At 64.5% G+C, this 26,143-nt stretch carries 22 protein-coding genes; 16 read left to right on the forward strand and 6 right to left on the reverse strand.

The genetic code is table 11. The features are described 5' to 3' along the window. The first annotated feature begins 90 nt into the window (after positions 1-90). Positions 91-1,170: a GSCFA domain-containing protein gene (locus K3555_RS21385; RefSeq protein WP_260008691.1), complete on the forward strand. Its 1,080-nt coding sequence runs from the start codon at positions 91-93 to the stop codon at positions 1,168-1,170. Further along, the gene (locus K3555_RS21390; protein WP_260008693.1) at positions 1,163-1,822 is read left to right on the forward strand and encodes a hypothetical protein; all 660 of its coding nucleotides are present in this window, start codon (positions 1,163-1,165) and stop codon (positions 1,820-1,822) included. The genes K3555_RS21385 and K3555_RS21390 overlap by 8 nt, the downstream gene beginning before the upstream one ends. Before the next feature lie 40 nt (positions 1,823-1,862). On the opposite strand, the gene K3555_RS21395 is transcribed toward K3555_RS21390, so the two are convergent. The 3 genes from K3555_RS21395 to K3555_RS21405 form a co-directional block, all read right to left on the reverse strand. Next, positions 1,863-3,068, reverse strand: coding sequence for a hypothetical protein (locus tag K3555_RS21395; protein ID WP_260008695.1), 1,206 nt, complete (start codon positions 3,066-3,068; stop codon positions 1,863-1,865). 61 nt (positions 3,069-3,129) lie between these two features. Beyond that, positions 3,130-3,543 (reverse strand): hypothetical protein, encoded by a 414-nt coding sequence (locus K3555_RS21400; RefSeq protein WP_260008696.1) that lies wholly within the window; start codon positions 3,541-3,543, stop codon positions 3,130-3,132. 193 nt (positions 3,544-3,736) lie between these two features. Beyond that, positions 3,737-4,852, reverse strand: a complete 1,116-nt coding sequence (locus K3555_RS21405; RefSeq protein WP_260008697.1) for a polysaccharide biosynthesis/export family protein — start codon at positions 4,850-4,852, stop codon at positions 3,737-3,739. Positions 4,853-4,980: 128 nt separating this feature from the next. Between K3555_RS21405 and K3555_RS21410 the strand changes: the two genes are divergently transcribed. From K3555_RS21410 to K3555_RS21455, 10 genes are all read left to right on the forward strand, one after another. After that, a complete protein-coding gene (locus K3555_RS21410; protein ID WP_260008699.1) occupies positions 4,981-5,844 on the forward strand; it encodes an NAD(P)-dependent oxidoreductase in 864 nt (287 codons plus the stop codon). 35 nt (positions 5,845-5,879) lie between these two features. Next, complete coding sequence (locus K3555_RS21415) at positions 5,880-6,491, forward strand: sugar transferase (protein ID WP_129373314.1); 612 nt, start codon at positions 5,880-5,882, stop codon at positions 6,489-6,491. A gap of 361 nt (positions 6,492-6,852) precedes the next feature. After that, positions 6,853-8,733 carry a nucleoside-diphosphate sugar epimerase/dehydratase gene (locus K3555_RS21420; protein WP_134831454.1) on the forward strand — a complete coding sequence of 627 codons (1,881 nt, stop codon included), beginning with the start codon at positions 6,853-6,855 and terminating at the stop codon, positions 8,731-8,733. A gap of 230 nt (positions 8,734-8,963) precedes the next feature. Further along, positions 8,964-11,180, forward strand: a complete 2,217-nt coding sequence (locus tag K3555_RS21425) for a YjbH domain-containing protein (RefSeq protein WP_260008701.1) — start codon at positions 8,964-8,966, stop codon at positions 11,178-11,180. Continuing rightward, positions 11,177-11,866, forward strand: coding sequence for a YjbF family lipoprotein (locus K3555_RS21430; protein ID WP_260008702.1), 690 nt, complete (start codon positions 11,177-11,179; stop codon positions 11,864-11,866). The genes K3555_RS21425 and K3555_RS21430 overlap by 4 nt, the downstream gene beginning before the upstream one ends. Positions 11,867-12,040: 174 nt before the next feature. Then, positions 12,041-12,295: a hypothetical protein gene (locus tag K3555_RS21435; RefSeq protein WP_260008704.1), complete on the forward strand. Its 255-nt coding sequence runs from the start codon at positions 12,041-12,043 to the stop codon at positions 12,293-12,295. Positions 12,296-12,604: 309 nt separating this feature from the next. Continuing rightward, positions 12,605-13,318 (forward strand): sugar transferase, encoded by a 714-nt coding sequence (locus tag K3555_RS21440; RefSeq protein ID WP_311200048.1) that lies wholly within the window; start codon positions 12,605-12,607, stop codon positions 13,316-13,318. Between the two features lie 865 nt (positions 13,319-14,183). Further along, positions 14,184-15,647, forward strand: a complete 1,464-nt coding sequence (locus K3555_RS21445) for a UbiA family prenyltransferase (RefSeq protein WP_260008705.1) — start codon at positions 14,184-14,186, stop codon at positions 15,645-15,647. Beyond that, positions 15,644-16,069, forward strand: coding sequence for a GtrA family protein (locus tag K3555_RS21450; RefSeq protein ID WP_260008706.1), 426 nt, complete (start codon positions 15,644-15,646; stop codon positions 16,067-16,069). The genes K3555_RS21445 and K3555_RS21450 overlap by 4 nt, the downstream gene beginning before the upstream one ends. Further along, on the forward strand, positions 16,066-17,055 hold the full coding sequence (locus K3555_RS21455) for a glycosyltransferase family 2 protein (RefSeq protein ID WP_260008707.1): 990 nt from the start codon (positions 16,066-16,068) through the stop codon (positions 17,053-17,055). Before K3555_RS21450 ends, K3555_RS21455 begins: the two co-directional genes overlap by 4 nt. A gap of 16 nt (positions 17,056-17,071) precedes the next feature. Here K3555_RS21455 and K3555_RS21460 read toward each other — a convergent pair whose 3' ends face one another. Then, on the reverse strand, positions 17,072-18,271 hold the full coding sequence (locus tag K3555_RS21460; RefSeq protein WP_260008708.1) for a glycosyltransferase family 2 protein: 1,200 nt from the start codon (positions 18,269-18,271) through the stop codon (positions 17,072-17,074). A 283-nt stretch (positions 18,272-18,554) separates the two neighbouring features. Here K3555_RS21460 and K3555_RS21465 point away from each other — a divergent pair, with 283 nt between their 5' ends. The 3 genes from K3555_RS21465 (at position 18,555) to K3555_RS21475 (ending at position 23,128) form a co-directional block, all read left to right on the forward strand. Continuing rightward, positions 18,555-19,556, forward strand: a complete 1,002-nt coding sequence (locus tag K3555_RS21465) for a sulfotransferase (protein WP_260008710.1) — start codon at positions 18,555-18,557, stop codon at positions 19,554-19,556. A 63-nt stretch (positions 19,557-19,619) separates the two neighbouring features. Beyond that, positions 19,620-21,905, forward strand: coding sequence for an exopolysaccharide transport family protein (locus tag K3555_RS21470; protein ID WP_260008591.1), 2,286 nt, complete (start codon positions 19,620-19,622; stop codon positions 21,903-21,905). Then, on the forward strand, positions 21,902-23,128 hold the full coding sequence (locus tag K3555_RS21475; RefSeq protein ID WP_260008592.1) for a polysaccharide biosynthesis/export family protein: 1,227 nt from the start codon (positions 21,902-21,904) through the stop codon (positions 23,126-23,128). The genes K3555_RS21470 and K3555_RS21475 overlap by 4 nt, the downstream gene beginning before the upstream one ends. Positions 23,129-23,348: 220 nt before the next feature. Here K3555_RS21475 and K3555_RS21480 read toward each other — a convergent pair whose 3' ends face one another. Both K3555_RS21480 and K3555_RS21485 read right to left on the reverse strand, forming a co-directional pair. Beyond that, positions 23,349-24,242, reverse strand: a complete 894-nt coding sequence (locus tag K3555_RS21480) for a family 16 glycosylhydrolase (protein ID WP_260008594.1) — start codon at positions 24,240-24,242, stop codon at positions 23,349-23,351. Between the two features lies 1 nt (position 24,243). Continuing rightward, positions 24,244-24,933 (reverse strand): hypothetical protein, encoded by a 690-nt coding sequence (locus K3555_RS21485; RefSeq protein WP_260008595.1) that lies wholly within the window; start codon positions 24,931-24,933, stop codon positions 24,244-24,246. A 347-nt stretch (positions 24,934-25,280) separates the two neighbouring features. On the opposite strand from K3555_RS21485, the gene K3555_RS21490 reads away from it, so the two are divergent. Next, on the forward strand, positions 25,281-26,129 hold the full coding sequence (locus tag K3555_RS21490; RefSeq protein ID WP_260008596.1) for a glycosyltransferase family 2 protein: 849 nt from the start codon (positions 25,281-25,283) through the stop codon (positions 26,127-26,129). Positions 26,130-26,143: the final 14 nt, after the last annotated feature.

Consider the following 26,143-nt stretch of genomic DNA (forward strand, 5'->3'; position numbering starts at 1 on the left):
TGCTGCCAGACTTGGGTAGCCATGCGGTCCTGGCAGGGTTAGAAGGAAGCGGAACCCTCCGCCCTTTCCTGCAACTTCCGGAGCCCGCTGATGACAGACGGAAACAGCCGCCGCGCCGGGTCCGGCGCGCCCTATCAGAATCTGCCGCCGCGGAGTTTCTGGCGAACAGCCGTCGCGCAGCCCGGCTTGTTCGGAGTGCAGGACCTGCACCGCGCCAAATTCCGGATCAGCCCGCAGGACGGCATTATCACGGCGGGTTCCTGTTTTGCCCAGCATGTCAGCAGGGCGCTGTCAGATCATGGGTATAATTGGCTGGATGCGGAGCCAGCGCCTCCAATGCTGTCAGCCGCCACAGCCCGCCGGTTTGGCTACGGCGTGTTTTCCTGCCGGACCGGAAACATATATTCAGCGGCGCTTTTGCGGCAATGGCTGGAGTGGGCTTTTGGGAGCCGTGGCGAAGACCGCGAAATCTGGCATCAGGATGGCCGCTGGTTTGACCCGGTGCGCCCGGCTGCCGAACCGGACGGATTCGCCAGTGCGGAAGAGGTCTGGCAAGCCAGGGAGCGGACGCTGCGCGCCTTGCGGCAGGCCGTCAAAGAAGCGAAGGTTTTCATTTTCACGATGGGGCAAACCGAAACTTGGGTGAATGCCCAAAGCGGTCTGATTTACCAGATGTGCCCGGGCACGCAGGCCGGGGCGTTCGATGCGGACCTGCATCAATTCATCAATCAGGATGCCGGTGCCGTGCAGGATGATATGGCGGCTGCGCTGTCACTGCTGCGCTCTGTCAATCCGGAGCTGTCCATCCTGCTGACGGTTTCTCCGGTGCCATTGACCGCAACAGCTGCGCCCGGCGCCCATGCCCTGGCGGCCAACGGCTTTACCAAGGCGGTGTTGCGGGCTGCCGCCGGCAGTTTGGCTGCCGCATATGATTGGGTCGATTATTTCCCATCCTACGAGCTGCTGACTGCTCCGGCGTTTGGCGGCCTGTTTTTTGAACCGAACAAGCGCACAGTGGCGGCGGAAGGGGTTGCTTTTGTTATGCGGCATTTCCTCAATTCTTTTGGCGCGCCAGAGGAGAACGCCGCTTTGCGGAAGCTTGCAGAAGGCTCCCCGGAAGGAGACAGCCTGGTCTGTGAAGAGATGATTTTGGATTACTACCGTGACTGAAGAACTCTTCCTGATCGGGGATTCACACACCGTCGCCATCGGTCAGGCGGCGCGCCGGGCGGGTTTGCGTGTGATCGGCGGACCGCTTGGTGCAGGGGCTCGTTTAGAATCTCCGTTTTACCGAGTTGAGGGCGGCAGCTTCGAACTCACTCTGCCCGACACCGGTCCTCTGCGCCCGCTGTTCCGGCCGCTTCTTGCCAGCCGGTCGCCGGTCCTGAGCACTTTGGGCTTCAATTCGCACCGGCTCGCCGGAGAAATCCAGGCCTATTGCAGCACAACAGGAGTGCAGGACTGGGGGCAGGCAATGTCCCGGCAGGTGTTTGAGCATATGGTGCTAGAGGCGCGCCGTACCGCGCTGGCATTTTACCGGATGCTGGCGGATCACGGCCGGGAGGTTTATTTCACCTGTTCGCCGCAGCGTGTTGCGCCGCATTTGCGGGATATTCTGGTTGCAGGTGAAACTATTCTGATCCGCGAGATCTGCAAGACCGGTGCAGTTTTTTTGGATCACCGGCCGCAGACAATGGATGGCCCGTGCCTGGCAGCGCAATACGCCAATGAAGCGGACACGATGCATGGCAGTATTGAATGGGGGCAGACAATCGTCGATCTGTTTCTGGCACAACGTGCCTGTGCCGCTGCATCCAGCTGAATGAAAGCCGGCGCCGGGCGGGCCCCGGCGCCGTATGCGGTTATTCCACTTGTGATGCGGGCTGCGTGTTCAGCTGATTGCTCAGCTCCGCGATGACCCGCTCTTGCTCCAGCGTGTAAAGGGTCAGTTCTTCCACCTTGCGCAGCAGCAGCATTTGCATGGTGCTCATGTTCAAGCCGGTGCGGTTGATTTCCGCAGCAGAGGGCACCTCCGGCAGATGCCCGTTCTCTTCAATGAAGGCCGCGACTTCGTTGAGCGGGCGCAGTTCATAGCTGTCTTCAAACACATAATCGGGCACGTTCAGCGTGGTGCTGCCCGAGATGAAATTGCCCAGAATGGTCAGATCCCCGGAGTTGGACAGCGAAAGTTCATTGCCGGCCGTGTCCGGAGACAGAATGGTGAAGGCATTGTTGATCGTTGCGAGCTTCCAGGTCTTGCTGGTTGCGGTGTTGATGAAGTTGAATGCAGCGTCGCCGTTGTTCTTCAGGCCGGCCATGGTCCGGAGGGCGGTGGTGCCATTGGCATTCTCTATCAGGAAATGCCCGGTGTCATTGGCATTGAATCCTGACGTCACACCGCCGGCAGAGGTTGTCCTGACATGCAAGTTTGCCGACGGGGCATTGGTGCCCAGGCCGATATCCCCATCGGTATCAACATAGATCGAGCTATCCGGCGCCGAGGGACGGATCCTGAACGGTAGTGCACTGCCGTTGCTCACATCGCGGATGAAAAAATTGGTCTCATTGCCGGCCACATCCCAGACCTGCGAGGCAAAGCCGGAAGAGGTGTCCTGTTCCAGCCGCAGCGCCGGGGAGTTGCCCTGTTTCACATGCAGGTCAACAGCCGGCGCCGTGGTGCCGAAGCCGACAAAGCCGCCGGATTTGACATAGACCGCATGGTTGCCCGCGCCGGCCTCCACCAGGAAGGGGGTCGTGCTGCCGTCGACATCGTCGATGGAGAAGTAATTGCCGCCGCCGTTGTCCGAGCTGTTTGCGGTCAGCTGCCAGTCGTTGGTGGGAAAACTGGCCGAGTTCGAGGTGTCCTGAAACTTGATCCGGACGTTGTTTTCCTTCATCCGGATGGTGTCGAAGCTGAAGCTCTCACCATTGGAGCAGTCGATGCCGACGCAAAGGCTGTTTGACACGATCAGATCGTCGTTGATCACCTGGTCTGCCTGCACAGCACCTGCGGCTAGGGTAAAGAGGCCGACGCCTGCGGCCAGGAACCGTTGGGGTTTGCGGCTCATGTCAAATTCCTTTTCTTTCAAATCAGGGCGGCCGGTGCCGTCCGCGGCAGTATGGGAAGGGTCAGTCTTCGGTGACGGCTTCGGGTGTGATGATGGCCCCGCGCGACACGGTGAAGGACCCGGTCATGGTGAAGGATTTGGGCTTGGACGTGGCGGTTTCGCTGCGGCCGTTGTCGATCGGGTTGACGATCTCTTCCCGCTCCTGGGTGGCGGCGCTCAGCTCAAAACGGTAGGTGCCGTCCTGCACCGCGCCGCGCTCCAGCTCATAGACCGGGGTGCCGGAGGCCGCTTGGATTTCGGTGAGCTTGCCATTGGGGGCGACCACCACCAGGGTGGCGTTGCTCAGCCCGGTCCAATTCTCAAACCAGACTGCGTTGGAATTGTGCTGCTGTACCGGATCGGCTTCCAGGGCCGCGGCAGCGCCCGCCAGGCCCAAGCCTAAGGCCAGGCCGAAAGCCAGGGTTCTCATCTGCATGGGGCGTCTCCTGTCTTGCATCCGCCGTTAAAACTGCTCTACCGCAAGGCATATTACCTGTTCCGGCGGAAATACGCTCATTTCGAGCAACATTACCTGACGTAACGGTAAAATGTTAAGGGTTTTATTGATTTCCCGGATCTTTTTCCGCTTGCGGCATGTGTGCCGCAAGCGGGCGGGTCCAAAGCTATTATCAGATATTGCCGGCCCGGCTGAAGACGCCGAAGAAGTTGCCGAAGATATTGGAGATGGTCAGCGCGTCGTTGATCGGCGATTCGGTGGCCATCACCAGATCGCCCGGGTTGACCCGGAACTGGCGCGCCGAAAACAGCCCGTCGGCAGAGGTGAGATCGAGGCTGAACACCACCCGCTGCTGGCGCGGCCCGCGCTGGCCCGGGGCAATTGCGCCGGCGGAATATTCACGCAGGATCAGCAGGCCCTTGGGGTCGGCCTTGCTGTCCTGGAAGCCGCCCGCGACGGACATTGCATCCATCGCCGACATCTCGTCCTTGGTGAAGATGTGCAGGTCTTCCTCGCCGGTGGCGCCGAAGGAGAGGAAATAGCGCTCATCCTCCTCGACAAACACCCGGTCGCCGCCGCGCAACAGGGTGTCGAGGCGCGGGTTGTTCAGCAGATTGTCGACCGAGGTGCCATAGATCTGCCGCCCGCGCACCAGCCGGATCTGCGGGTTGTTGAGGCTGGCGCTGATGCCGCCGCCCGCGGAAATCAGCCCCATCACCGTGTAGTTGCGGTCCGGCATCGGATAGGTGCCGGGCTGGGCCACGCCGGAGACCAGATCGACCGAATTGTTGCGCCCCTCAGCCATCGCCAGCTGCACCTGGGCGGAGGGCACAACCGGCTCCAGCGCCTCTTGCAGCTTCTTGCGCGCCAGATCCGGGGTCAGCCCGTTGACGTTCACATCGCCCACATAGGGCATGAAAATAGAGCCGTTGGCGGCCACTTTCATGCCCTGCAGCTGCACCATCTTCTGTTCGGCGGCGGTCAGCAGTGAATTGTCGTTGCTGTCCCAGATGCTCAGGGACAGCAGGTCGCCGGGCTGGATGATCTGGGTTTTGGCGCCCTGGTGGCCCTGCAGCCAATTGAGCCGTTCCTGCTTGCCGGTCGACGGCCAGGCCGCCACCGTGGGCAGCAGCGAGCGGTTCACCTGATACAGCGCGAAATTGGCATCGGCCTCGCCCGATTCGCGCAGGATCTCCTCGCTGGCCGGGGCGCCGCCGGGCAGGCGGCTGCAGGCTGCGGGCAGAAGGATCAGGCCGGCAGCGGCCAGCCAGGGGAGAAGTTTCAGCATGAGGTGCCTGCCATTCGAAGCGCTCGGGGTGCCGCCCGGGATCCATGCCCGGGGGAACCGCTTTGATTTTTGTCCGGCCAAAGGATACTGGGCTGGTTGAGAGGGTCAACAGGAACAGGCAGCCAAGCATGGGGATTCCCGCCGCAGTGGTTCTGGGCGCAACAGGGCGGATCGGGCAGCTGATGCAGCTGGCCCCGCCAAAAGGGCTGCATTTGCGCCTGCAGGCGCGGCAGCCGCAGGACGGGCCTGTGCGGGCGGGCAGCGATTGGCACATCCTGGATCCGCTGGCGGACCCGCAGGCGCTGGCGCGCCTGGCAAAGGGGGCGGAGGCGCTGCTGTGCCTGGCGGGGCCGGTCCCGGGGCGGGGACCGGCGGGGACCGCAGATATGGATGACCACATCCGCCTGGGCGAGGCGGCGGTGCGGGCAGGTGCTGTGGCGGGCTGCCGGGTGCTCTTGGCCTCTTCGGCGGCGGTTTACGGCGCTCAGGGCGGTCTGTTGGATGAGGCGGCGGCGCTGCAGCCCGCCAATGCCTATGGCGCGGCCAAGGCCGAGATGGAGCGGCGCTGCGCCGCGCTTGGGGCAGAGCTGGGGGTGCCGGTCTGCGCCTTGCGGATCGGCAATATCGCCGGCTTTGACGCGATCCTTGGCGGCTGGCGGGAGGGGTTTGTCCTGGACCGCTTTGCCGATGGCAGCAGCCCGCGGCGCAGCTATATCGGGGTGCAGGCGCTGGCGCAGGTGCTGGCGGCGCTGCTGGTGCTGCGGGAACTGCCCCCGGTGCTGAATCTGGCGCAGCCCGGCGCGGTGGAGATGGCGGCGCTTTTGCAGGCGGCGGGCAAGCCCTTTGGCACCCGCCCCGCGCCGGCCGCTGCAATCGCGCAGGTGGCCCTGGACACCAACCGGCTGCAGGCGCTGCTGCCCTTTGCCCTGGCCCCGGCAGAGCCTGCGCAGATGGCGGCGGAATGGGCCGCCTTAGAGCCGTATTTCACCTGATCAGAGCCGAATATCAACAAGGAGCAGAGCTGCCGATGACCTGGCGCAAACGGATCTTCGACCTTTTCTTTGCCAGCCTGCTGATCCTGCTGCTGGGCCCTGTCCTGCTGCTTTTGATGGGATGGCTGCTGTGGAAGGAGGGGCGCCCCTTGTTCTATGTGGCCGAGCGGATGAAGGGCCCGGGGCAGCCCTTTGCCTTATGGAAGCTGCGGACGATGACGGTGGTGGAGACGGACACCGGGGTCTCGGGCGGCGACAAATCGGCCCGCATCACCCGGACCGGCGCCTGGCTGCGCTCAAAACGGCTGGATGAGTTTCCGCAGCTGTGGAACATTCTGCGGGGGGATATTTCCTTTGTCGGGCCGCGGCCGCCCTTGCGCCAGTATGTCGAGGCAAACCCCGCGCTGTACGCCAAGGTGCTGAAATCGCGCCCCGGCGTCACCGGCCTTGCCTCGATCACCTATCACCGCCACGAGGCGGCGCTGCTGGCGCGCTGCACCAGCGCTGAAGACACTGATGCGGTCTATACCCGGACCTGCGTGCCGATGAAGGCGCGGCTGGACCTGATTTACCAGCGCCACCAGAGCATGTGTTATGATTTCGACCTGGTGTTTCAGACCATCGGCAATATTTTCCGCCGGGGGTAGTGCGCGGCGCAGGTGATTCCCGTCCTGGCTGCTTGCTTGGCCTCTTCGGGCGCCGTGGCGGCGCGGCAGACCGGGGCCGGCTGGCAATTGTGGCACAGCAGCGGCCATTGCAGGAAGAAACCGGCGGTTTTTCGCCGTTCGGCGGTTTTTCGGCAGAGCAAAACCGTTTATCAAAGGCAAAACCGGTTATGATAGGATTTGAGTTTTAAAGCGCGCGCCGCAGGTGGCTCTGCAGCGTTATTTTGTTTAATCCATTTTTTCCTGCTGCCCGGCTGCGCAAGCGGCCGCCGGGGCAGGACCATCGCGATAACAGGATAATAAAGTGCAGGCATTGGCACATGGCAGTTGAGGGCAGGCGGGCATGTATAATCTGATCAGTGCGCTGTCGCGCAGGCAGAAGTCCTATGTATTTCTGGCCGCTGACCTGGCGCTCTTGCCGCTGGCGCTGCTGTTCACCCTGGAGGTGCAGCCGCTGCCGGATCCGGCGCTTACCACGCTTGCGTCGCTGTTGCCGGTGCTGCCTTATGTGATGTCCGCGGCGGCGGCGCTGGCGCTGTGGCTGGGGCTGCCGCATGTGCAGCTCAACGCCTATGAACGCCATGCCGCGGCGCAAAGCGCGCTGCTGGCGGGCGGCACCGCGCTGGTGCTGGCGCTGCTGGCCGCCGTCTTTGGCCCGGCGCTTGGCCCGGGCACCCATGTGGTGTTTGCGATCTGCTATTTCCTGTTCATGGTGGTGGCACGCGCGGCGATGCTGCAGATGGTGCTGATGGTCTACCGCCGCGCCCAGCCGCGCTGCCGGGTGCTGATCTACGGGGCCGGCAATACCGGCACTCAGCTGGCCCAGGCGCTGAAGGCCCATGACGGCATCGATCCGGTTGCCTTTGCCGATGACAATTCCTCGCTGCAGGGGCTGACCCTGGTCGGGCTGCCGGTGTTTGCGCCGTCGCGGATTGCCGAAATTGTCCAGGCGCGGGGGATCCGCCGGGTGCTGCTGGCGATGCCGTCGCAAGGCCAGCCGCGCCAGGCGCAGATCACCCAGCGGCTGCAGAAGCTGGGGCTGGAAGTGCAGGCGCTGCCCTCTTTTGCCCAGCTGATCGGCGAGGAAGCCCTGGTCGACAAGCTGACGCCGGTGGCGCCGCAGGCCTTTCTGGGCCGCGCGGCCCGCAACGTGCCGCTGAAAGAGGCGGCAGGGTCTTATCAGGGCAAGGTGGTGCTGGTCTCGGGGGCGGGCGGTTCGATCGGCTCGGAGCTGTGCCGCCAGGTGCTGACCTGCCGGCCTGCGAAACTGGTGCTGTTCGAACTCAGCGAACTGGCGCTTTATAATGTGCATCAGGAGCTGGGGCCGCTGGCCGAGGCTGCCGGCATTGATCTGGTGCCGGTGCTGGGATCGGTGACCGATCCGCGCCAGGTGCGGATGGTGCTGAATGCCCATGCGGTGCAGGTGCTGCTGCATGCGGCGGCCTATAAACATGTGCCGCTGGTCGAGGCGAACCCGCTGCCGGGCCTGGCCAACAATGTCTTTGGCACCCAGACCCTGGCCCGCGCTGCCGCGCGCGCAGGGGTCGAACGCTTCATCCTGATATCTTCGGACAAGGCGGTGAACCCGGCCAATGTGATGGGCGCCTCCAAACGGATGGCGGAACTCATCGTGCAGGATCTGTCCACCCGGTTCGGCGGCAAAACCGTGTTCACCATGGTGCGCTTCGGCAATGTGCTGGGATCAAGCGGCTCGGTTGTGCCGCTGTTTCAGGAACAGATCAGCCGCGGCGGCCCGGTGACGGTCACCGACCCGAATGTGAAACGCTTCTTCATGACCATCAGCGAGGCGGTGCAGCTGGTCTTGCAGGCCAGCGACATGGCCGAAGGCGGCGAGGTGTTTGTGCTGGATATGGGCGAGCCGGTGCCGATCCTGCAACTGGCCCGCCAGGTGATCGAAAGTGCGGGCCATTCGGTGCGCGACGCAGACCATCCGGAGGGCGATATCGCCATCGAGATCATCGGGATGCGCCCCGGCGAGAAGATGGAGGAGGAGCTGACCCTGACCGGGGAGCTGGTCCACACCCGCCATCAGAAGATCTTTTGCGCCCGCGAAACCGTGCTGTCGGAGATCGAAGTGGCAGCGCTGCTCAGAAGCCTGCGCCAGGCGGTGGCCTCCGGCGACGAGGCGGCAGCGCGGCAGGTGATCAAGCGCTGGGTCGAGGGCTATTGCCAGCCGCCGGCCCCGGAGCGCAAAAGCTCCTGACCCTGTAAAATCCCTTAATCAGACCCGTATATCCTGCGCGGGGACGCATTGCAGCGGCGGCACAGGTGCGGCACAGGTGCGGCTCTGGGGCTGCAGTGGCGGTGAAACTGCCGCCGCCGGGGCTGCGGCAATTGATCCGGCCTTGCCAATCATGCTCTAAACGGGGCAACAGGTGGCAAGCCCGGGCAAAGAGACCCGGCCAGAGGCAGTTCCAAAAGGCAGGTTTTCCCGTGATCCCGATCAAGACACTTGTGTGCAGAGCCGCGCCGGCTGCGCTGCTGTGCCTGGCGGCCGGGCCGGGTCTGGCCCTGGGGCCGGAGATCACCCGCAAAGGCCATGGCGCCGCCCCCGGAACCGAGGCTGCCGCGCCGCGGCTGAAGCCGCTGCCGCCGCCGAGCCTCAACTTTTACGGCTCGCCGGGGATCATCGACACCCCCAGTTCCGAGATGCTGCCCGACGGCCAGTATGCGGTCACCTATTCCTGGTTCGGCGGCACCTCGCGCTACAACATCACCGTGCAGGCGCTGCCCTGGCTCAGCGCCTCGTTCCGCTACAACGGCATCCAGAATCTGGGGCTGTTCGGTTTTGACACCTATTACGACCGCGGCTTTGACGTGCGCGCCCGGCTATGGCGCGAGCGCGGCTGGCTGCCCGAGGTCACCATGGGGCTGCAGGATTTTGCCGGCACCGGGGTCTATGCGGCAGAGTATTTTGTCGCCACCAAACGGTTTGAGGGCGCCGCCTTAGGCTGGGGCAAGACGCCGGGGCGGCTGAAGCTTTCTGCGGGCCTGGGCTGGGGGCGGCTGGGCAGCAGCGGCGCCATTGGCAATATCGGCGGCGTGCGCCCGACCTTTGTGGGCGGCAGCACCGGCGGCGAGCTGGCCACCGATCAATGGTTCCGCGGCGATTTCGCGCCCTTTGGCGGCTTTGAATGGCAGCCGGATGAGCGTTGGAGCCTGAAGGCGGAATATTCCACCGACGCCTATGTGACCGAAACCCAGGTCTCAAACGTGTTTGAGCGTAAATCCTCGGTCAACTACGGGGTGGAATACCAGTATTCCGACCGGCTGCGGCTGGGCGCCTATTACCTTTACGGCTCGGAAATCGGCTTTAATGCGCAGATCCAGCTGAACCCGAACAACCCGCCGACCCCGATGGCGGTGCCCGCGCCGCACCCCATTATCCCGCGCACGCAATGGGCCACTGAAGCCAGCCATTGGGACCAGGACTGGGTGGCCAGCGAGGCCAAAAAACGGCAGTTCCGGGATCTGACCGCCGAGACGCTGAAGGCGGACGGGCTGGTGCTGGAGGCGATCACCCTCACCGGCACCACAGCCGAGCTGCGCTACCGCAATCCGCGCTACCGCTCAGCGGCGCAGGCCGCAGGCCGGGCCGCCCGCGCCCTGGCCCAGGCGCTGCCGCCCTCGGTCGAGACCTTCCGCCTGGTGCCGGTGCGCCGCGGCCTTGGCCTGGCGGCGATAGAAGTGCGGCGTTCGGATCTGGAGGCGCTGGAGTTCGATGCGGATGCAGCGGATGCGCTGAGTGCTGCCGCCGGTGTCCGCGATGCCGGGCCGCTGCCGGAAGACGCGATTTTCTCGGGCGAGCTGTATCCGGCCTTTGCCACCTCGGTCAGCCCCTTTACAAAACCGGCTTACTTTGACCCCGCGCAGCCGTTCCGGCTGGATGCCGGGCTTGATTTCGCCGCCTCTTATGCGCCGGCGCCGGGCTGGCGCATTGCCGGCACCATCCGCCAGCGGCTGGCGGGCAATGTGAAAAACGGCCGCGCCTCCAATTCGGTGCTGCCGCATGTGCGCACCGACCAGCGCGAATATGCCCAGTTCGGCACCACCCTGGAAAACCTCTATGCCAGCCGCCTGTGGAAGCCGGGCCGCAATCTTTATGCCCGTGCCACCGCGGGCCTGTTCGAGAGCATGTACGGCGGTGTCTCGGGCGAGCTGTTGTGGAAACCGGTCAACAGCCGCATCGGCCTGGGGGTGGAAGGCAATTACGTGGTGCAGCGCGATTTCGACCAGCGCTTTGGTTTTCGCGATTACCGCGTCTTCACCGGCCATGCCTCGGCCTATGCGGAACTGGGCAAGGGCTATCTGATGCAGGTCGATGCGGGCCGCTACCTGGCGGGCGATTACGGCGGCACCTTCAGCCTCAACCGCGAATTCAACAACGGTTTCCTGATCGGCGCCTTCTTTACGCTGACCAATGTCTCGGCCGAGGATTTCGGCGAAGGCTCCTTTGACAAGGGGTTCCGCTTCCGCATCCCCGTCGACTGGCTGTTGGGCAAGCCGTCGCGGTCGGGCTTCGGCCTGACTATCCGCCCGACCCAGCGAGACGGCGGCCAGCGGGTGGCGGTGCCGGACCGGCTGTACGGGTCGGTGCGCGAGGCCCACCGCAAGAGCCTGGAAGAACAGCGCGCGAGGTTCTGGGAATGAACATGATCAGGATGACCGCCGCCCTGGCCGGGCTGGTGCTGGTGCTGGGGGCTTGTGCCAAAGGCCCCGAGAAAACCCCGGCGGAGCTGGAAGTGCTGCGGGCGGTGGGCGCGCAGATCACCAAACGCCGCAGCGCAGCGCCGCCGCCGGTGCAGCTGACCCGGGCGCTTTTGGACAAGCAAAGCCAGGCCTATATCGAGGTCACCATCGAAAACCGCGATGCCAGGGCCTATCTGACCCGCGCCCTGACGCGCCGCGACAGCAGCCCCGGCACGGTTGAGGTCTGGCGCACCCAGGACAATGTCTCGCTGGCCTTGCGCAGCGGCATGGTGATTGCCACCCGCGGCCTTGGCGGCGGGCTGTTGTCGGCGCAGGTGCCTGCTGCGGACGGCGCGGCAGGCCCGGCACGCGGCGGTGCGCGGCGTTATACGGTGCGTGCCAAGGGCAACGGCCAGGCGATCCTCAGCATGGCCTGCAGCCTGCAGGACCTGGGTCCGGAGCCGGTGGAGATTATCGACGTGACCCATCCCGCCCGCCGCCTGCAAGAGCGTTGCGAGGGCAGCGGCGGCGTGGTGATCAATGATTACTGGGTTGATTCCCGCCCCGGCCGCAATCAGGTCTGGCAGTCGCGGCAATGGGCCGGACCAGAGACCGGATATGTGCGGATCCGCCAGCTGCGGCTGTGACTGGCGCGCGGATTCCGCCGGTTTCCCGCGGCTTTGCGGCAACGGGCAGAAAAAATCCGCGGAACAAACCGGATTTCAACAGTTTTGCGGCTATTCCATACGTTGAAAAGAAAAACCGCCTCCCATAAGGTCGCCTCAACACATGTTTCCACAGTTCTCCAGAGGAGTTTGAAAATGAAAACCATTCTGACCGCCCTGACCCTGGCCGCACTGGCTTCCGCAACCGCCGTTTCGGCCCAGACCGCTCCCGCACCGAACGGCGTTGAAGCCGGTGCAGGCGGCGGCGGCGCAGGCGGCGGCATCGGTGCTGCCGGTGGCCTGAGCGCTGGCGCCGTTGCAGGTGCCGTGGCAGGCCTGGCTGTGCTGGGCGTGGTTGCCAATGACGACGACGAAGTCGGCACCACCACCACCACCACCACCACCAACTGATTTTGACTGCGCCGCTGGCGCAGGCATGAATTCAGGGAAACGGGCCTCTTTCGGGGCCCGTTTTCTGTTTCAGCGCCCTGAGACGTTTTGCAAGCTCCCCCAGGGCCGGGCAGACCAGCATCTGGATCGTAAGATATTGAAAAGGCAATTTCTCTGAAACTTAAGCCATTTCCTGTTTTCTGGCTTGCCTTGAATTCTTAGTTAAAAATTTACTTTTTTTGAGAATCGCGCTTAGAATGGCGTCTGTCAGGGGGGAAATTTTATCAAGTTGTTCTAGTTTGCCCTGATGTGGTGTTTTGGGTAGTGAGTATGAAAAATGTTGTTGAGTACCAGGTCCCGCTACGAAATTTCGATGCTTCGGGGACCTGCGGGGGGACCGACACGGCTGTTGCCAGGCTTGTAAAAACGGGGGGAATCTACCGACGCGCCGGCAAGCGGGTCTTTGATCTTTTGCTGGCCAGTGTGCTGCTGCCGCTGATTGCGCCGCTGGTTGCCATCCTATGGCTGGCAGCCCGGCGGGATGGCGGTCCGGGCTTTTTCGGGCATACCCGGATCGGCCGGGGCGGCGCCAGCTTCAAGTGCTGGAAGATCCGGACCATGGTGATGGGGGCGGAGGAGAAGCTGCAGGCCTACCTGCGCGATCACCCCGAGGCCGCCAAGGAATGGGACCGCAACCGCAAACTGGCCAAGGATCCGCGGGTGACGCGGTTCGGGGATTTCCTGCGCAAATCCAGCCTGGATGAGCTGCCGCAAATCTGGAATGTGCTGACTGGCGAGATGAGCTTTGTCGGCCCGCGTCCCGTGGTTGCGGATGAGATCAGGAAATACGGCAGCCAGTCCGGGTCCTACCTGGCACAGGTTCCGGGAATCACAGGGTTCTGGCAGGTTTCGGGGCGCAACAGCGTCACCTATGGCGAGCGCGTGTCGATGGATGACGACTATCTGCGCAACATGAGTTTCCTGCTGGACCTGCGGATCCTGTTCAAGACCTGGCTGGTGGTGATCAGGCGCACCGGCTGCTAGCGGCCGGGTCGGGCAGAGGGCCGGGACGGAGAGCGGGAACGCCGTGCGGCCGGGTCACAAGGCAGAATGGCGGTGCAGACGACATAGCAGGCCGCCGCGAAAAGCGGCGCCCCAAGCAGCAATCCCGCGGCAGTAAGCCACCAGGAGGCACCGGACAATATCAGAACCAGGCCCAGGCAGAGGGCAAAGCTTGGTGCGCTTACGGGCAGGTGTCTCATACAAGGCGACTCCATTCAAGGTTGCGGATACACGCCACAACTGCAATCATTGCGCGATCCCCTCCCATAGTCAAATCTTACGGCCTCTCCCTGAAACCCGCAAGATGTTGTGTTCACATTGGCTTGAGCACACGTTATCTTCCAAGCACACCCCATGAATAGGTCTTGTAAGGCCCTCGTGCGGCTGTGCGCCGGTTCCATGATGCGCTTTCGGACACTATTTTCCGCGGCGGCGCAATCGAATGAGGCCGGTCCGCCCTATTTCAGCAAAATCCTGCTGCCGGCCTGCCGCCAGGCCCCGGCTGCACGGCAAAAAACCGCGCCCGGGCAGGTCCTGGGGCAAACGTTTCAAAATCACCGCATTGGCAGCAGAGTGTCCTTCGCTTGTAGCGGCTCCAATAGCGGAACTGTTCGGACGGCTTCGCGGCCAGGCCCCCTGACGCGCGCGAGTTTTTTACTTGAAGAAGAAGCAGCGTCGCAGCTGGCGCCTTGCAAGAAAACCTGTGCATTTTCTGCAGACAACCCGGAATATTGCTCTAGATTTCTAGATCGTACGCCGGATCCACACGCAGCGTGAACGCGCGGCGCGCCGGAAACACATGTCAGGATGCCGGGTGTGTGCCACTCTGTTTTATTGCGGGATTGCGATGGATGATTCACGGGGGCTCGGGACCCTTACCAAAGCCGGAATTGCGGATTTGACGCTTGTCGTCGACCTCGACGGCAGCCTGTTGCGGACAGATATGCTGTTTGAAACGGCCTGGTCGGCGCTGTCGCACCGATGGACCAGCGTGCTGCCGGTACTGGGCAAGCTGGGCCAGGGGCGGGCGCCGCTGAAGCGGTTTCTGGAGCGCGCCGGCCCGGTTGATGCGGCGGTGCTGCCCTATAATGAAAAAGTGATCGCCTATGTCGCCGAATGGCGCCAGCAGGGCGGCCGCACGGCGCTGGTCTCGGCCTCGGATCAGAACATCGTGACGCGGATCGCGGATCATCTGGAGCTGTTCGACGAGGCGATCGGCTCGGACGGGCAGGAAAACCTGAAGGGAGAGGCCAAGGCGGCGCGGCTGCGCACGCTTTATGGCGACAAAGGATACGCCTATATCGGCGACTCCCGGGCGGATCTGGCGGTCTGGCGCAGTGCCGCCCAGGCGATCACCGTCGGTCTGCCGCCGCGGCTGGCGGCAGAGGCGGAGCGCACCACCGGGACCGTGCTGCACCTGACCCCCAGGGAGGACCGTCTGCGGCCGTTGCTGCGGGCGATGCGGCCGCATCAATGGCTGAAGAATGTCCTGGTGTTCCTGCCGCTGATGGCGGCGCATCAGTTCGGCCTTGCAGCCATCGTGCAGACGCTGATGGCCTTTGCCGCCTACAGTCTGATTGCCTCCTCGGTCTATCTGCTGAATGACCTGCTGGATCTGGCCGCCGACCGGGTGCACCCGCGCAAACGGCTGCGGCCCTTTGCCAGCGGCCGGCTGCCCTTGGCCTGGGGCACGGTGCTGGCGCCGGGGCTGCTGCTGGCGGGCTTTGCCATCGCCTTTGCGCTCGGGCCGGCTTTTGCGGCGGTGATGGCGTTCTACTATGCGGTCACCACGCTTTATTCTTTCCTGCTCAAGCGCCGCCTGGTGGTGGATATCTGCGCGCTGGCCGGCCTTTACACCCTGCGGATCATCGCCGGGGGGGTGGCCACCGGGATCCCGCTGTCGGTCTGGCTGCTGGCGTTTTCGATGTTCTTCTTCTTTGCCCTGGCGGCGATGAAGCGGCAGGCCGAGCTGGTTGCCGAAGGCGGCGGCGGGGACAAGACGGTGGCCGGGCGCGGCTACCGCACATCGGACACGCCGCTGGTCGCCAATATGGCGGTGTCTTCGGGCTATATGTCGGTGCTGGTGATGGCGCTTTATCTCAACACCGGCGGAGTGCGCGAGCTTTATGCCTATCCGGAGGCGCTGTGGGGCATCTGCCTGGTGCTGCTGTTCTGGCTCAGCCGGATGGTGATGATCACCCACCGCGGCTGGATGCATGATGATCCGGTGGTATTTGCAGCGCGGGATTATGTTTCCATCGTCTGCCTGGCGCTGATTTTCCTGTTTGCCCTGGGCGGGGTGATGCTGTGAGCGGCACCGCGCTGGCCCTGCGCTATGGCGCCTTTGCGGTGCTGGCGGTGCTTGCCAATCTGGCGGTGCAGCGGCTGGTGCTGGCCGCAAGCGGCAGCAGCGCGGGCGGCTTTGCCGCTGCGGTGGGCTGCGGCACACTTGCCGGGCTGGCGCTGAAATATGTCCTGGATAAGCGCTGGATCTTTGCCGATGCGACCCGGGGACTGGCCGCGCATGGGCGCAAATTCACGCTTTATACTGCAATGGGGCTGGTCACGACCGCGATTTTTTGGGGCACAGAGACCGTCTTTTGGCTGCTGTGGCAGAGCGATGCAATGCGCGAGCTGGGCGCGGTGCTGGGACTTGCTGTGGGCTATGCGGTCAAATACCGGCTCGACCGCCGCTTTGTGTTCCGCGAGACGGTGCGGGTGCGGGCGGCATGAAGCCGGCTGCACCCGTAGCGCCGCCGCGGGCAACCATCGTGATTGCCGCCTATAACGCCGAAACCACGCTGGAGCGGGCCTTGCGTTCCGCCTTTGCCCAGACAGTGCCGGTTGAGGTCGTGGTGGTTGACGATGCCTCGCAGGACGGCACTGCGGATCTGGCCGAGCAGCTGTGCCGCGGCACGCCGCGGGCCACGGTGCTGCGCCAGCCGTGCAATGCCGGGCCTGCCGCAGCCCGCAACCGCGCCATTGAGGCCGCCACGGCGCCCTGGATCGCAGTGCTGGACGCCGACGACCACATGGCCCCGGACCGCATCGCCCGGCTGGCGGATGAGGCCGAGGCCGGGGCGCTCGATTGCCTGGCGGACGATCTTTATATGGTCACCGAGGATGATCCTGCCGCAACCGCACGGCGGCTCTGGAGCCCGGATGACTTCGGGCGGATGCAGATCACGCTGGCGTTTTTTGCGGACGCCAATACGCATGGCAGCCGCGGCCAGCGGGGCGAGCTGGGCTTTATCAAACCGCTGATGCGGCGCGCCTTTCTGCAGGAGAACGGGCTGCGCTACGCCGAGGATCTGCGATTGGCCGAGGATTATATTCTCTATGCCCGGGCGCTGGCCGCCGGGGCGGCCTTCCGGCTGGTGGATCCGCGGGGCTATTTCGCCGTTTACCGGGAAAACTCCCTGAGCGGCTGCCACAGCACAGATGATCTCGGGGCGCTGGTGCAGGCCGACCGGCGGCTGCTCAGCACGCCGGGGCTGGACCGCAGCGCCCGCACCGCCATCCGCCGCCATTGCCGGGAAGTGCATAAGGAATGGGTCTGGCGGCGGATGATTGATGCCGTGCGGGCCAGGGATCTGCGCAGCATGGCGGCGCTATGGCTGTCACCGCCCGCGGTGTCGGCTGCGTTGCTGGGAAAACTGCTGGAACAGGCCTGGCTGCGCGGGCGGCGCAGGCTGGGCCTGGGGCGGAGGGAAAGCTAGGGGCGGCCCCTGCAAATCACCAGTTATAGGCGCTGGGTGGCAATGTGCTGTTCTCGTGCAGCTCTGCGCTGCCAGGAACAGAGGCGGCGGCAGGCTGCAGCTGCAGACGGGTGGTGCCCAGCATCCGGGCAAGGCGCAGGGTTTCTCCCGCATCGCAGCCGGTCAGCGCACGGCGCAGCGACCACAGCAGACCGCGCCCCAGGCTGGCGGTTATGTCCTGCCCGCTGCGCCCGCTGCGGCGCAGCTGCACAAGGCGGGCGCTGTCCTGCGGGCTGAAGACAACCCCATGCTTGCCGGAAACCGCCCGGCGGCAGACCGCAATCTCAGCCGCGGCCAGCGGCACCGCAGGCGCCGCGGCGGCGGCAGCCTCGAAATCCTCCAGCGCTTCCTGCCACAGCCCGTGCCGGGCAAAGACGCCGCCGCGCTGCAGATGCGCGGCGCGGCGCACCTGCGCCGGTGCGCCTGTGAACATCGCCTCCATCAGCGGCAGCGGCAGATGACCGCGCAAACCCCGGAACACGGCCCTGTCCTGCTCGGCCCAGACGCGGTCGGCGGCGCTGGCGGCATGGCGGTGGCCGGCCGGCCCGCGGGCGCCATCGTGCTTGCGCTGCAGGAACAGCACCCGGCTGGTCATCTCTATAGGAAAGCGCACCGCCAGCCGCACAATCATGTCGTAATCAATCGAGCGCGGCAGATCCTCGCGGAACGGGCCAACCTGGTCATAACACTGGCGCCGCACCAGGGTGGCGTTCTGGAACAGAAAGATATCCTCCAGCAGATGGCGCAGCGGCGTGCCGGTGCCAAGATCGGGCCAATAGCCGGGGCCGGTCACCTCGCGGCCCTGCGGGGTATCGCGGAACCGGTTGTAGCTGCCCCCTGCGATGCCGGCTTCAGGGGCTGCGTCCAGTATCCCCGCCAGCCGCTCTGCCGCGTCCGGGGCGGCAATGTCATCATCGTCGCAAATCCAGATGTAATCGCCGCGGGCCAGCGCCAGCGCCCGGTTCAGCGCTGCCGCCTTGCCTGCATTTTCCGCCCGGTGGTATTGCAGCCGCGGATCGCGGATGGCGGCCACGGCCTCACCGGTGCCATCGGAAGAGCCGTCATCCCAGACGATGATCTGATCAACCGGCCGCGACTGCTGCTGCAGCGCCGTCAGCGCTTCCAGGAGGTAATCTCTGCGATTGAACGTCGGAACGATGACGGAAATTGCCGGCACACTGCAGCCTGTTGAAATCCCTTACCGGTTTACTATCCGGCCCGGCCGGCGATTTGTCCACAGGCGATGTCCAATCGCGCCGGAGGCCTGCCACTGATGCCGGGAACGGTGAGTGCAGCGGGCCGGAACAGCCCGATCTGCGGCGCGCAGACCACAGGCCCGCCGCAATCGCGTTGCCGGCCTCTCGTGTTGCCCTAGTCTTCTATGCAGTCGCATTTTCCTGCCGCCGCAACGCGTTCTCTGCCGCGCGGCTGATCAGGCTTAGTTTGAGGTACCGGTTCCGGTGAATAAAATTGTTCCGCAGCCCGACGAAACGCCGATCCGTTTTGATGCCGGGCCCGGCACCCGCCGGGGTCCCGATTTCATCATCGGCGGGGCGCCGAAATGCGGTACCACGTCGCTGCATTTCATCCTCGATCAGCACCCGGCGATTTCGCTGCCGCAGGATGAGGTGCATTTCTTTGATGCCGACGACCCGATTGCGCATCCCGATTTCCTGAGCGTGCAGGGCGGTGCGCTGCAATGGTGGGATCCGCGGCCCGGGGCGCAGGCCAATCAGGACTGGTACGCAGACCGCTTTCCCAGCCCGGCGCCGGGCGGGCTGGTGGGAGAGGATTCAACCACCTATCTGATGTCGGAACTGGCGGCCCGGCGGATCGCGGCACAGCTGCCCGATGCCCGGCTGGTGTTCATGCTGCGCCACCCGGTGCAGCGCGCCTATTCGCAGTACTGGCATCTGATCAAGACCTCCCGCGCCGCCGAGAGTTTTGAGGTCGCGATCCTGCGCTATCCCCACATTTTGCTGGGGTCGAGCTACGCCGCAGGCCTGCAGCGCTTTATCAGCGCGCTTGGCCGGGACCGGGTGCATGTCTGCCTGTTCGAGGATTTCCGCGCCGATATTCAGGGCTGCGTCGACGGGGTGACGCATTTTCTGGGGGCCGGTCCGATGCGGGTCGACCCCGAGCGGGCCTGGTTCAACCGCACCAGATATCCCGCGCGCCCGGCCTTGCACCGGATGGCGAACCGGATCGGGCGGCATCTGGTGCGCGGCCGCTACCGGCAGCATATGGGCGGTTCCGCCACGCTGGCGCGGCGGGTGGAGAACAAACTGCATTACTGGTGGTTCGCGCATGTCAGCCCGCGCTTCATGACCGCCGGGCGGCCGCCGCCGATGGCCGCCGCCACACAAGCCTATCTGGAACAGCATCTGTCGGCCCGCAATGCCGGTCTCTCAACGCTGCTGGGCCGCGATCTGCCGTCAATCTGGCCAGGGATGAGGTGCTGAAATGAGACATGGAACACAAGCAATGCACCCCGGCGCAAAGCCGGGCAACGGAGGACCGGGCCATTGAACCGGCGCAGCGGGGTTTTCAGTTTCATGGCGGATGATCCGCTTGATGCCACGCCGCGCGACGGCGCGGTCAAACTGTCCGATATCTATCTGTTTTTCTGGCGCCGCTGGCTGCTGATCGGGCTGATCTTTCTGGCCGTGGTGGTGGTGAACGGGGTGATGCTGATGCAGATCCAGCCGCGCTACACCGCCACTGCCGAGGTGACCCTGGTGGATCCGCGGCAGAACAGCACCCCGATTGCCGACCTGCTGACCGGCGTGCCGCTGAGCCGCCAGGTGGTCGAGCAGGAAATTGCGACGATGCGCTCCAAGGCGTTCATGATCGAGGTGGTGAAGCGCCTGGGCGTCGATGAAACCTCGCCGATGCTGAAGGCCGGCGGGCCGCCGCCGCTGCCGTTGCGCGTGCTGGGCTCGGTCAAGCGGTTCGTATCCGGGCTGATCCGTTCCAAACCTGCAGCGGGCGCTGCCGGCAAGCCCTCGGCGGCCAGTGTGCCGCTGCCGCAAACCGCGCCGGAAACCGAGGCCGCAGCGCAGGTCCTGGCCGGAGACATGCTGCAATACGGTCCCGCCGCCGACCGTCTGGCTGCCTTGCTGCAGATCGAACAGAGCGGCAACGGCTATGGCATCAGCCTGTCGGCCGAGGCGGCGGATCCGCTGTTTGCAGCCGCCATCGCCAATGCGGTGGCCGCCGAATACCCGCGCTTCAGCCTGGGCCTGCGCAGCCAGGCCATCGAAGAACAGGTGCAGCTGCTGAGCGGACGCGTCGAGGAGCTGGGGCATAACCTGGAAGAGGCCGAAACCGCAGTGGTGGACTTCCAGACCCGCGTGGCCGGCGTCAACCAGGACAATGCCGACCGGCTGAACCGGCAGATCGAGAATCTTGGCCGGGCACTGATCGAGGCAAGGACCGAAATCGTGACCGTCGAAGCGCAGCGTCTCCAGGTTCTGGAACTGGTGGCGGCCGATGGCCCCGCCGCAGCCTCGCAGGTGCTGGATTCACCGATTTTGAACGGCCTGCGCCTGCAGCTGTCCGGCCACCGGATTGAGCGCAGCCGCGCGGCCGGGCAATTTGGCGCCGATGCGCCGCAGGTGGCGGCGCTGGATGCGGTGATTGCACGGGTCAAGGAAGAGGCGGCGCTGGAGACCGCCCGCATCGTCGCGGAGTATGAAACCCGGGCCAGCATTGCCTCAGCTGTGGTGGCCTCGATCGAAGAGAAACTGACGGGGCTGGAGCAGCTGGTCAACGCCCGCTCGCGCAATATGGTCGAATTGGCCAAGCTGCGCCGGATCGCCGATGCCAACCGGATCGCCTATGAGGAATTTCTCAAGGTGGCCACAGAATCGGCACAGCTGAAAGCGCTGCAGCAGCCGTCGGTGCGGCTGCTGTCCTTTGCCGAAGTCCCGCAGACCCCCAGTGCGCCAAGGTCGCTGCTGCGGCTGGCCATCGCGGGTGTGGCGGGGCTGGCCATCGGACTGGGGGCGGCGCTGCTGCTTGAGCTGACCAGCAACAGCATCAAGACCACCCGCGCCCTGCGCCAGGCGACCGGCCTGCCGGTCATCGGCAGCCTTTCGCATTTGCGCAAAAAACGGGCGGCACAGCTGCTTGGCCGCCTGGGCAGCGGCGCACAGCTGCCCGCCGCGGAACGCACCCTGGTCGAAGAGGGGCGCAAGCTGGCGCTGTTTCTGTCCGGCGCCGCCGACCGCGGCCGCGGCACCATCGTCTTTACCTCGGCGCTGCCGGGTGAAGGCAAGGCCATGACCGCAGCGCTGGTGGCACATGCGTTGGCGGCGCGTGGCCAGTCGGTCATCCTGGTTGATGCAGCACAGGACAGTGCCAAGGCAAGCCGCGCGCCCTCCCCGGCTGCCGGGGACACAGAGGCGGCGGGGCCGGTTCCGGGCGGCGTTGTCCGCTCCCCGGCCGGCTATTGGTTCCTGTCGGTTGCCGAGACCGCCCGGACCGGTCTGGACTGCCTGCCGGACCGCTGGATCGAAACCGCGGTGACCAGCCTGGCAGACAAATACGACTATGTTCTTATCAATACCACGCCGGTGCTGTCGCTGGGCAACGTGTCAAGCTTCCTGCGCCATGCGGATGCTCTGGTGGTGGCCTCGCGGTGGAACGCCACAGCCCAGCAAACCGTGGAAACCTGCATTGAGCGGCTCCGCGATCTGCGGGCGCAGAACATCTATGCGGTGATGACCGGGGTCAAGCGCCGCGCCGAGCGGAAATACGAGTATCCCGGATTTATGAAAACCGTCAAACCATGGTGGAAACAGACATGATGCAGACCCTGCGATCTGCCGCAGCCCTGGCCTGGGTGCTGCTGGCCCTGCTGGCCGCAGCCGGAGCTGCCGCCGCCCCTTACCAGCTTGGCCCCGAGGACACCGTGTCACTGCGGGTGGTTGCCTGGAACGACGAGAGCGCCTCTTATCAATCGATGGAGGCGCTGGCCGGAAACTATACCGTGGCGCCGGATGGCAGCCTGGCAATCCCCATTGCCGGAAGCATTGCCGCCGGCGGCGCCACCGCCGAGGACCTTGCCGCCGAAATCGCGGCAAGGCTGCAGGCCGCGGCAGGCCTGTACCAGCCGCCGGCGGTCTCAATGCAGATCCTGGCCTACCGGCCGTTTTATGTCAGCGGCGATGCCGCCGCGCCCGGCGCCTATGCCTGGCGTCCCGGGCTGACGGCCAGCAAGGCGCTGGCCTTGGCCGGCGGGCTCTACCGCAGCCGCAGCCAGCTGCCGGGTGAAGATACCGAGTACCGGCTGGTGAACTCGCTGCGCGGAACCCAGGTAGAGCTGATGCGGATGCGGGCGCGGCAGGCCCGGCTTATGGCCGAGCAGGCGGGCGCAGAGAGGATCGCCTTTCCGCAAGGCCTGCGCCATCCCGACGGTCCGGAGGCTGTTGCACGGATCCTGACCGAAGAAACCGCAATCTTTGATATCCGGGGTGAATCGCAGATCCGCACCATTGAATCAAACGAGGCGCTGATCGCGCTGTACCATACCGAGCTTGAGGCTTTGAACGGCAAGCTGGAGGGGCAGCGGCGGCAGGTTGAGATTGCCCGCGACCAGGCCGATAAACTGCGCGGCCTGGTGGATCGCGGCGCCGTGGTTGCCAGCCGTCTGGTGGATGCCGAACGCATTCTGGCCAATCTCAACGCCGAGGAACTGGACCTGAACACCGCGATCTTCCGCGCCCGCCAGCGGATCGGCGAAACCCGGCGCGACCTGCTGCAGGCGGTGGATAACCGCCGCCACGAGGTGGTCGCCCAGTTGCAGGACACCCGCCGCAAGATCGAGCTGGAAACCAAGCGCGAGGCGATGTTCCTGGGGCTGGCGGCCTCGCAAGGCTCTGCGCTGGGGGATCTGCCGCTGAGCGTCAGTATGAAAGTCCGCCGCAGCACTGCCGGCGGGGTGGAGGTGATCGCGGTGGGGCCTGATGATGCGGTCCGGCCGGGCGACGTCTTTGAGGTGTCGCTGGATTTCACCCTCACCACCCAGTAATCCTGCCTCAGTGATCCCGACCCCGGTGATCCTGCCCCCGCGCCGCCGCTCCAGTGGTGCCGCTTCGTTGAATGCTCTCTGTGAATGCTCCGGGTGAATGCCCGCTGCGGCCTGACGCCCCGAGGCTCCCGGAGGCCGCCCTGGGAGGCTAAGGAACCGTGAGGCTGGAACCGGGGCCTGCACGCGCGCTGCGGGCGGCTGGAAGGCCCGGATCCAGGCTCTATTCCGTTGTCATCAGCTCGCTGCAGGACGGCGTGCCGCCTTCGGGCGGCGTGTAGGAGGCGCATTGCACCAGCGCCGAGGCATGGGTGTCCTTGGGCGCAATACCCGACCAATGGGCCTGCTTTTCACTGCCGGCCCAAAGCTCGAAGTAGATCTTCATCGGCGGCCGCGGCACATGCTCCGCCCCTGTCAGGCGGAACAGCTCGGTGCCGCCCGCGGACCAAATGATGGCGTCCTGGGACCAGTCGATTGTATAAAGGCGCGGCGCCGCAGCAGCGTCAAAACCCAGATCAACCCAGGGCGGCTGCTCCAGCGGCGCGCCATCACGGAACCGGTTGAAATGCGCCCTGGCGGTGTCCTTGCCGAGGATCTCGATATTGATTTCCTCGTGGCTGTGGCCGAAATGCGGGCCGGTATAAAGGTAGAAGGCTGAGATCAGCCCTTTGCCGGCCGCCGCCTGCATCACCACCTCATAGCGGCCGTAACCGTACCAGTTGCGCCGCTGCACCTGTCCGCTGACAAACTCCTTTGAGGTTTTTCCGGCTTTCAGCAGCGATCCGTTATCCGTCTTCATCTCCTTGCCGTCCACGCGGTCTACCGGGTCCGAAGGCGCGAGGTGCATCCGCGCGCCCGCTGCGCCGAACTCGACCGCCTCCTTGCGCCAGGCGGTTTGAAACCAGCCGGCCGGGTGGTCATACTCGGCCCGCCACCAGTTGGCTCCGGGGCCGCTGATCGGAAATACCGTCCGGAACGGCACCCCTGCCGTTTTGCCTTCTATCTGGCCGGCAGCAGCCCCCGTCATCAGCAGGCAGGACAGCCCAAGCGCTGCGGAAGTGAGAATACTCTTTTTGAGACGGACAGAAGGTCCGCCCCGGGTCGTTATGGCAGCCACGTCAATACTCCCATCCATGTAAGGAAATTTCATGTTCGAATGCATCGGCAATGATGCGGATTTGCTGCGGGGCGAAGACCTCGCGGTAGGACCGCTTGTCCGGGCGCAGGGTGGATTTTGCCCGCGGCAGCCCTTCAAACGGCACCCCTATTTCGGCAAAGAGGCTGGCAAGCTCCGCGTCAAGGCGGTCATAGCGCAGCACCCGGTCGACAAGCGGCTTGCCTTTGGTGTCGCAGTAAAACGGCGCATTATGGCAGAAGATGCGGTTCTCCAGATAGCGGTCCAGCGTCAGCTCCGGATCGTGATGGCGGTGCCAGGCCGCATTGCGGAACATGTGGAAATGCGACAGCGTCTTGTCCCAGGGGTTCCGCTCGACGCAGACCTTCAGGTAGCTGTCCCAGATCCGCGCCGGCAACCGGGCGCGGGCAAAACGGGCCGGGATGTGGTTGTAGATCCGGTCGCGCCGCAGGCACTCCAGGACATTCTTATGCAAATCGCTGCGCGTGCGCACCCCGCGCCAGGGCGCAAACCAGCCCCGCCAGTTGCGCGGCCTGTGCCCGGGGATGCCCGGGAAGATCGGCGTCACGATATCATCCGGCCCGCAATGGCGGGCCAGCTCCAGTTCGATACTTGTTCCTGCAGACTTCAGCGTCTTCACAAAAATCAGCTTGTGACGATGCGAAACGATCATTTACGATTACCTAAGAACAAAACCACCCGCACCATCCGGCACCTCAACCTATCAAATAATATGGCCGCAGGCCGGTTCGGCGAGTTTTTTCTGCAAACCGGGACAGCTTCCCTGCGGTCCCGGCAACCGCGCTGATGTGCCGGCTGGTCAATGCCGGGCGCAGTTTTCCAGCACGCTCCGGCAGGGCATTGCGTCTTGCAACAGCCTGATCACTTGTGCATAATTTTCCTGCAGCCCATGAGTGCCGGCCTTGACCGGATTGTTAAAGAGCCCCTTTTCGGAGTGTGTCTTTGAAGATTTTCGTTTGTGCGTGCACTTTCAGACGTCCTGACGAGCTCATCGCACTCTTGCGCTCCTATCGCACGCTTGACGTGCGCCGCGACATGGAGCTGACTTTCCTCATCGTGGACAATGATGACACCCCTTCCTCGCAGGAGGTATTCGAGCGGGAAACCCGCGATTTCCCCTGGCCCTGCCGTTATGTGCACGAACCCCGGCCAGGGATACCCATGGCGCGCAACCGCGGGCTGACGGAAGCCGGGAGCGAAGGGTTCTTTGCTTTTGTGGACGACGACGAGACAGTGACACCATCGTGGCTGACCGAGCTGGTGGGTGTGGCTGAACGCACAGGCGCCGCTTTTGTGCAGGGACCGGTGCAGATGCTGGTCGATGATGCCAGCGATGCCTGGTGGCTGCAGACGCTGTTTTTCAAGCAGCGGCAGTATGCGGACGGCAGCAAACGGACGGAAAGCTGGACCAACAACGTGCTGCTGGACCTTGGCTTTACCACTCGGCACGGCTGCCGGTTCGACGAACGGCTCAGCTTCACCGGCGGCGAGGACACGATGTTCTTTCAGGATGTGGTGCGGGCGGGCGGCCTTGGCGCTTATGCGCAAAATGCCTGGGTCTGCGAAATACAGCCGCCGTACCGGCTGTCCTGGCGGTGGGCGGTCAGCCGCCAGTTCCGGTTTGGCAACACCCGGGCGCTGACCATGCTGCTGCGCCGCTCGCGGGGGCGCTCGATGGCTTATTGCCTGGTGCGCGGCGCAGGCATGATCGTGGTGGGGTTTGGCTGGCTTGCCAGTTCAATCTTCAAGGGCAAGCGCGGTTTTGCCAATGGCATCGCCCTGTTTGCCCGGGCTGCCGGCGTTCTTTCAGGCCTGTTCGGAGCCCGCATGCAGGAATACCCGCGATGATGCCGGCGCGCATG

Origin of the sequence: Leisingera sp. M527, assembly GCF_025141525.1 — a bacterium.
Taxonomy (GTDB): Bacteria; Pseudomonadota; Alphaproteobacteria; order Rhodobacterales; family Rhodobacteraceae; genus Leisingera.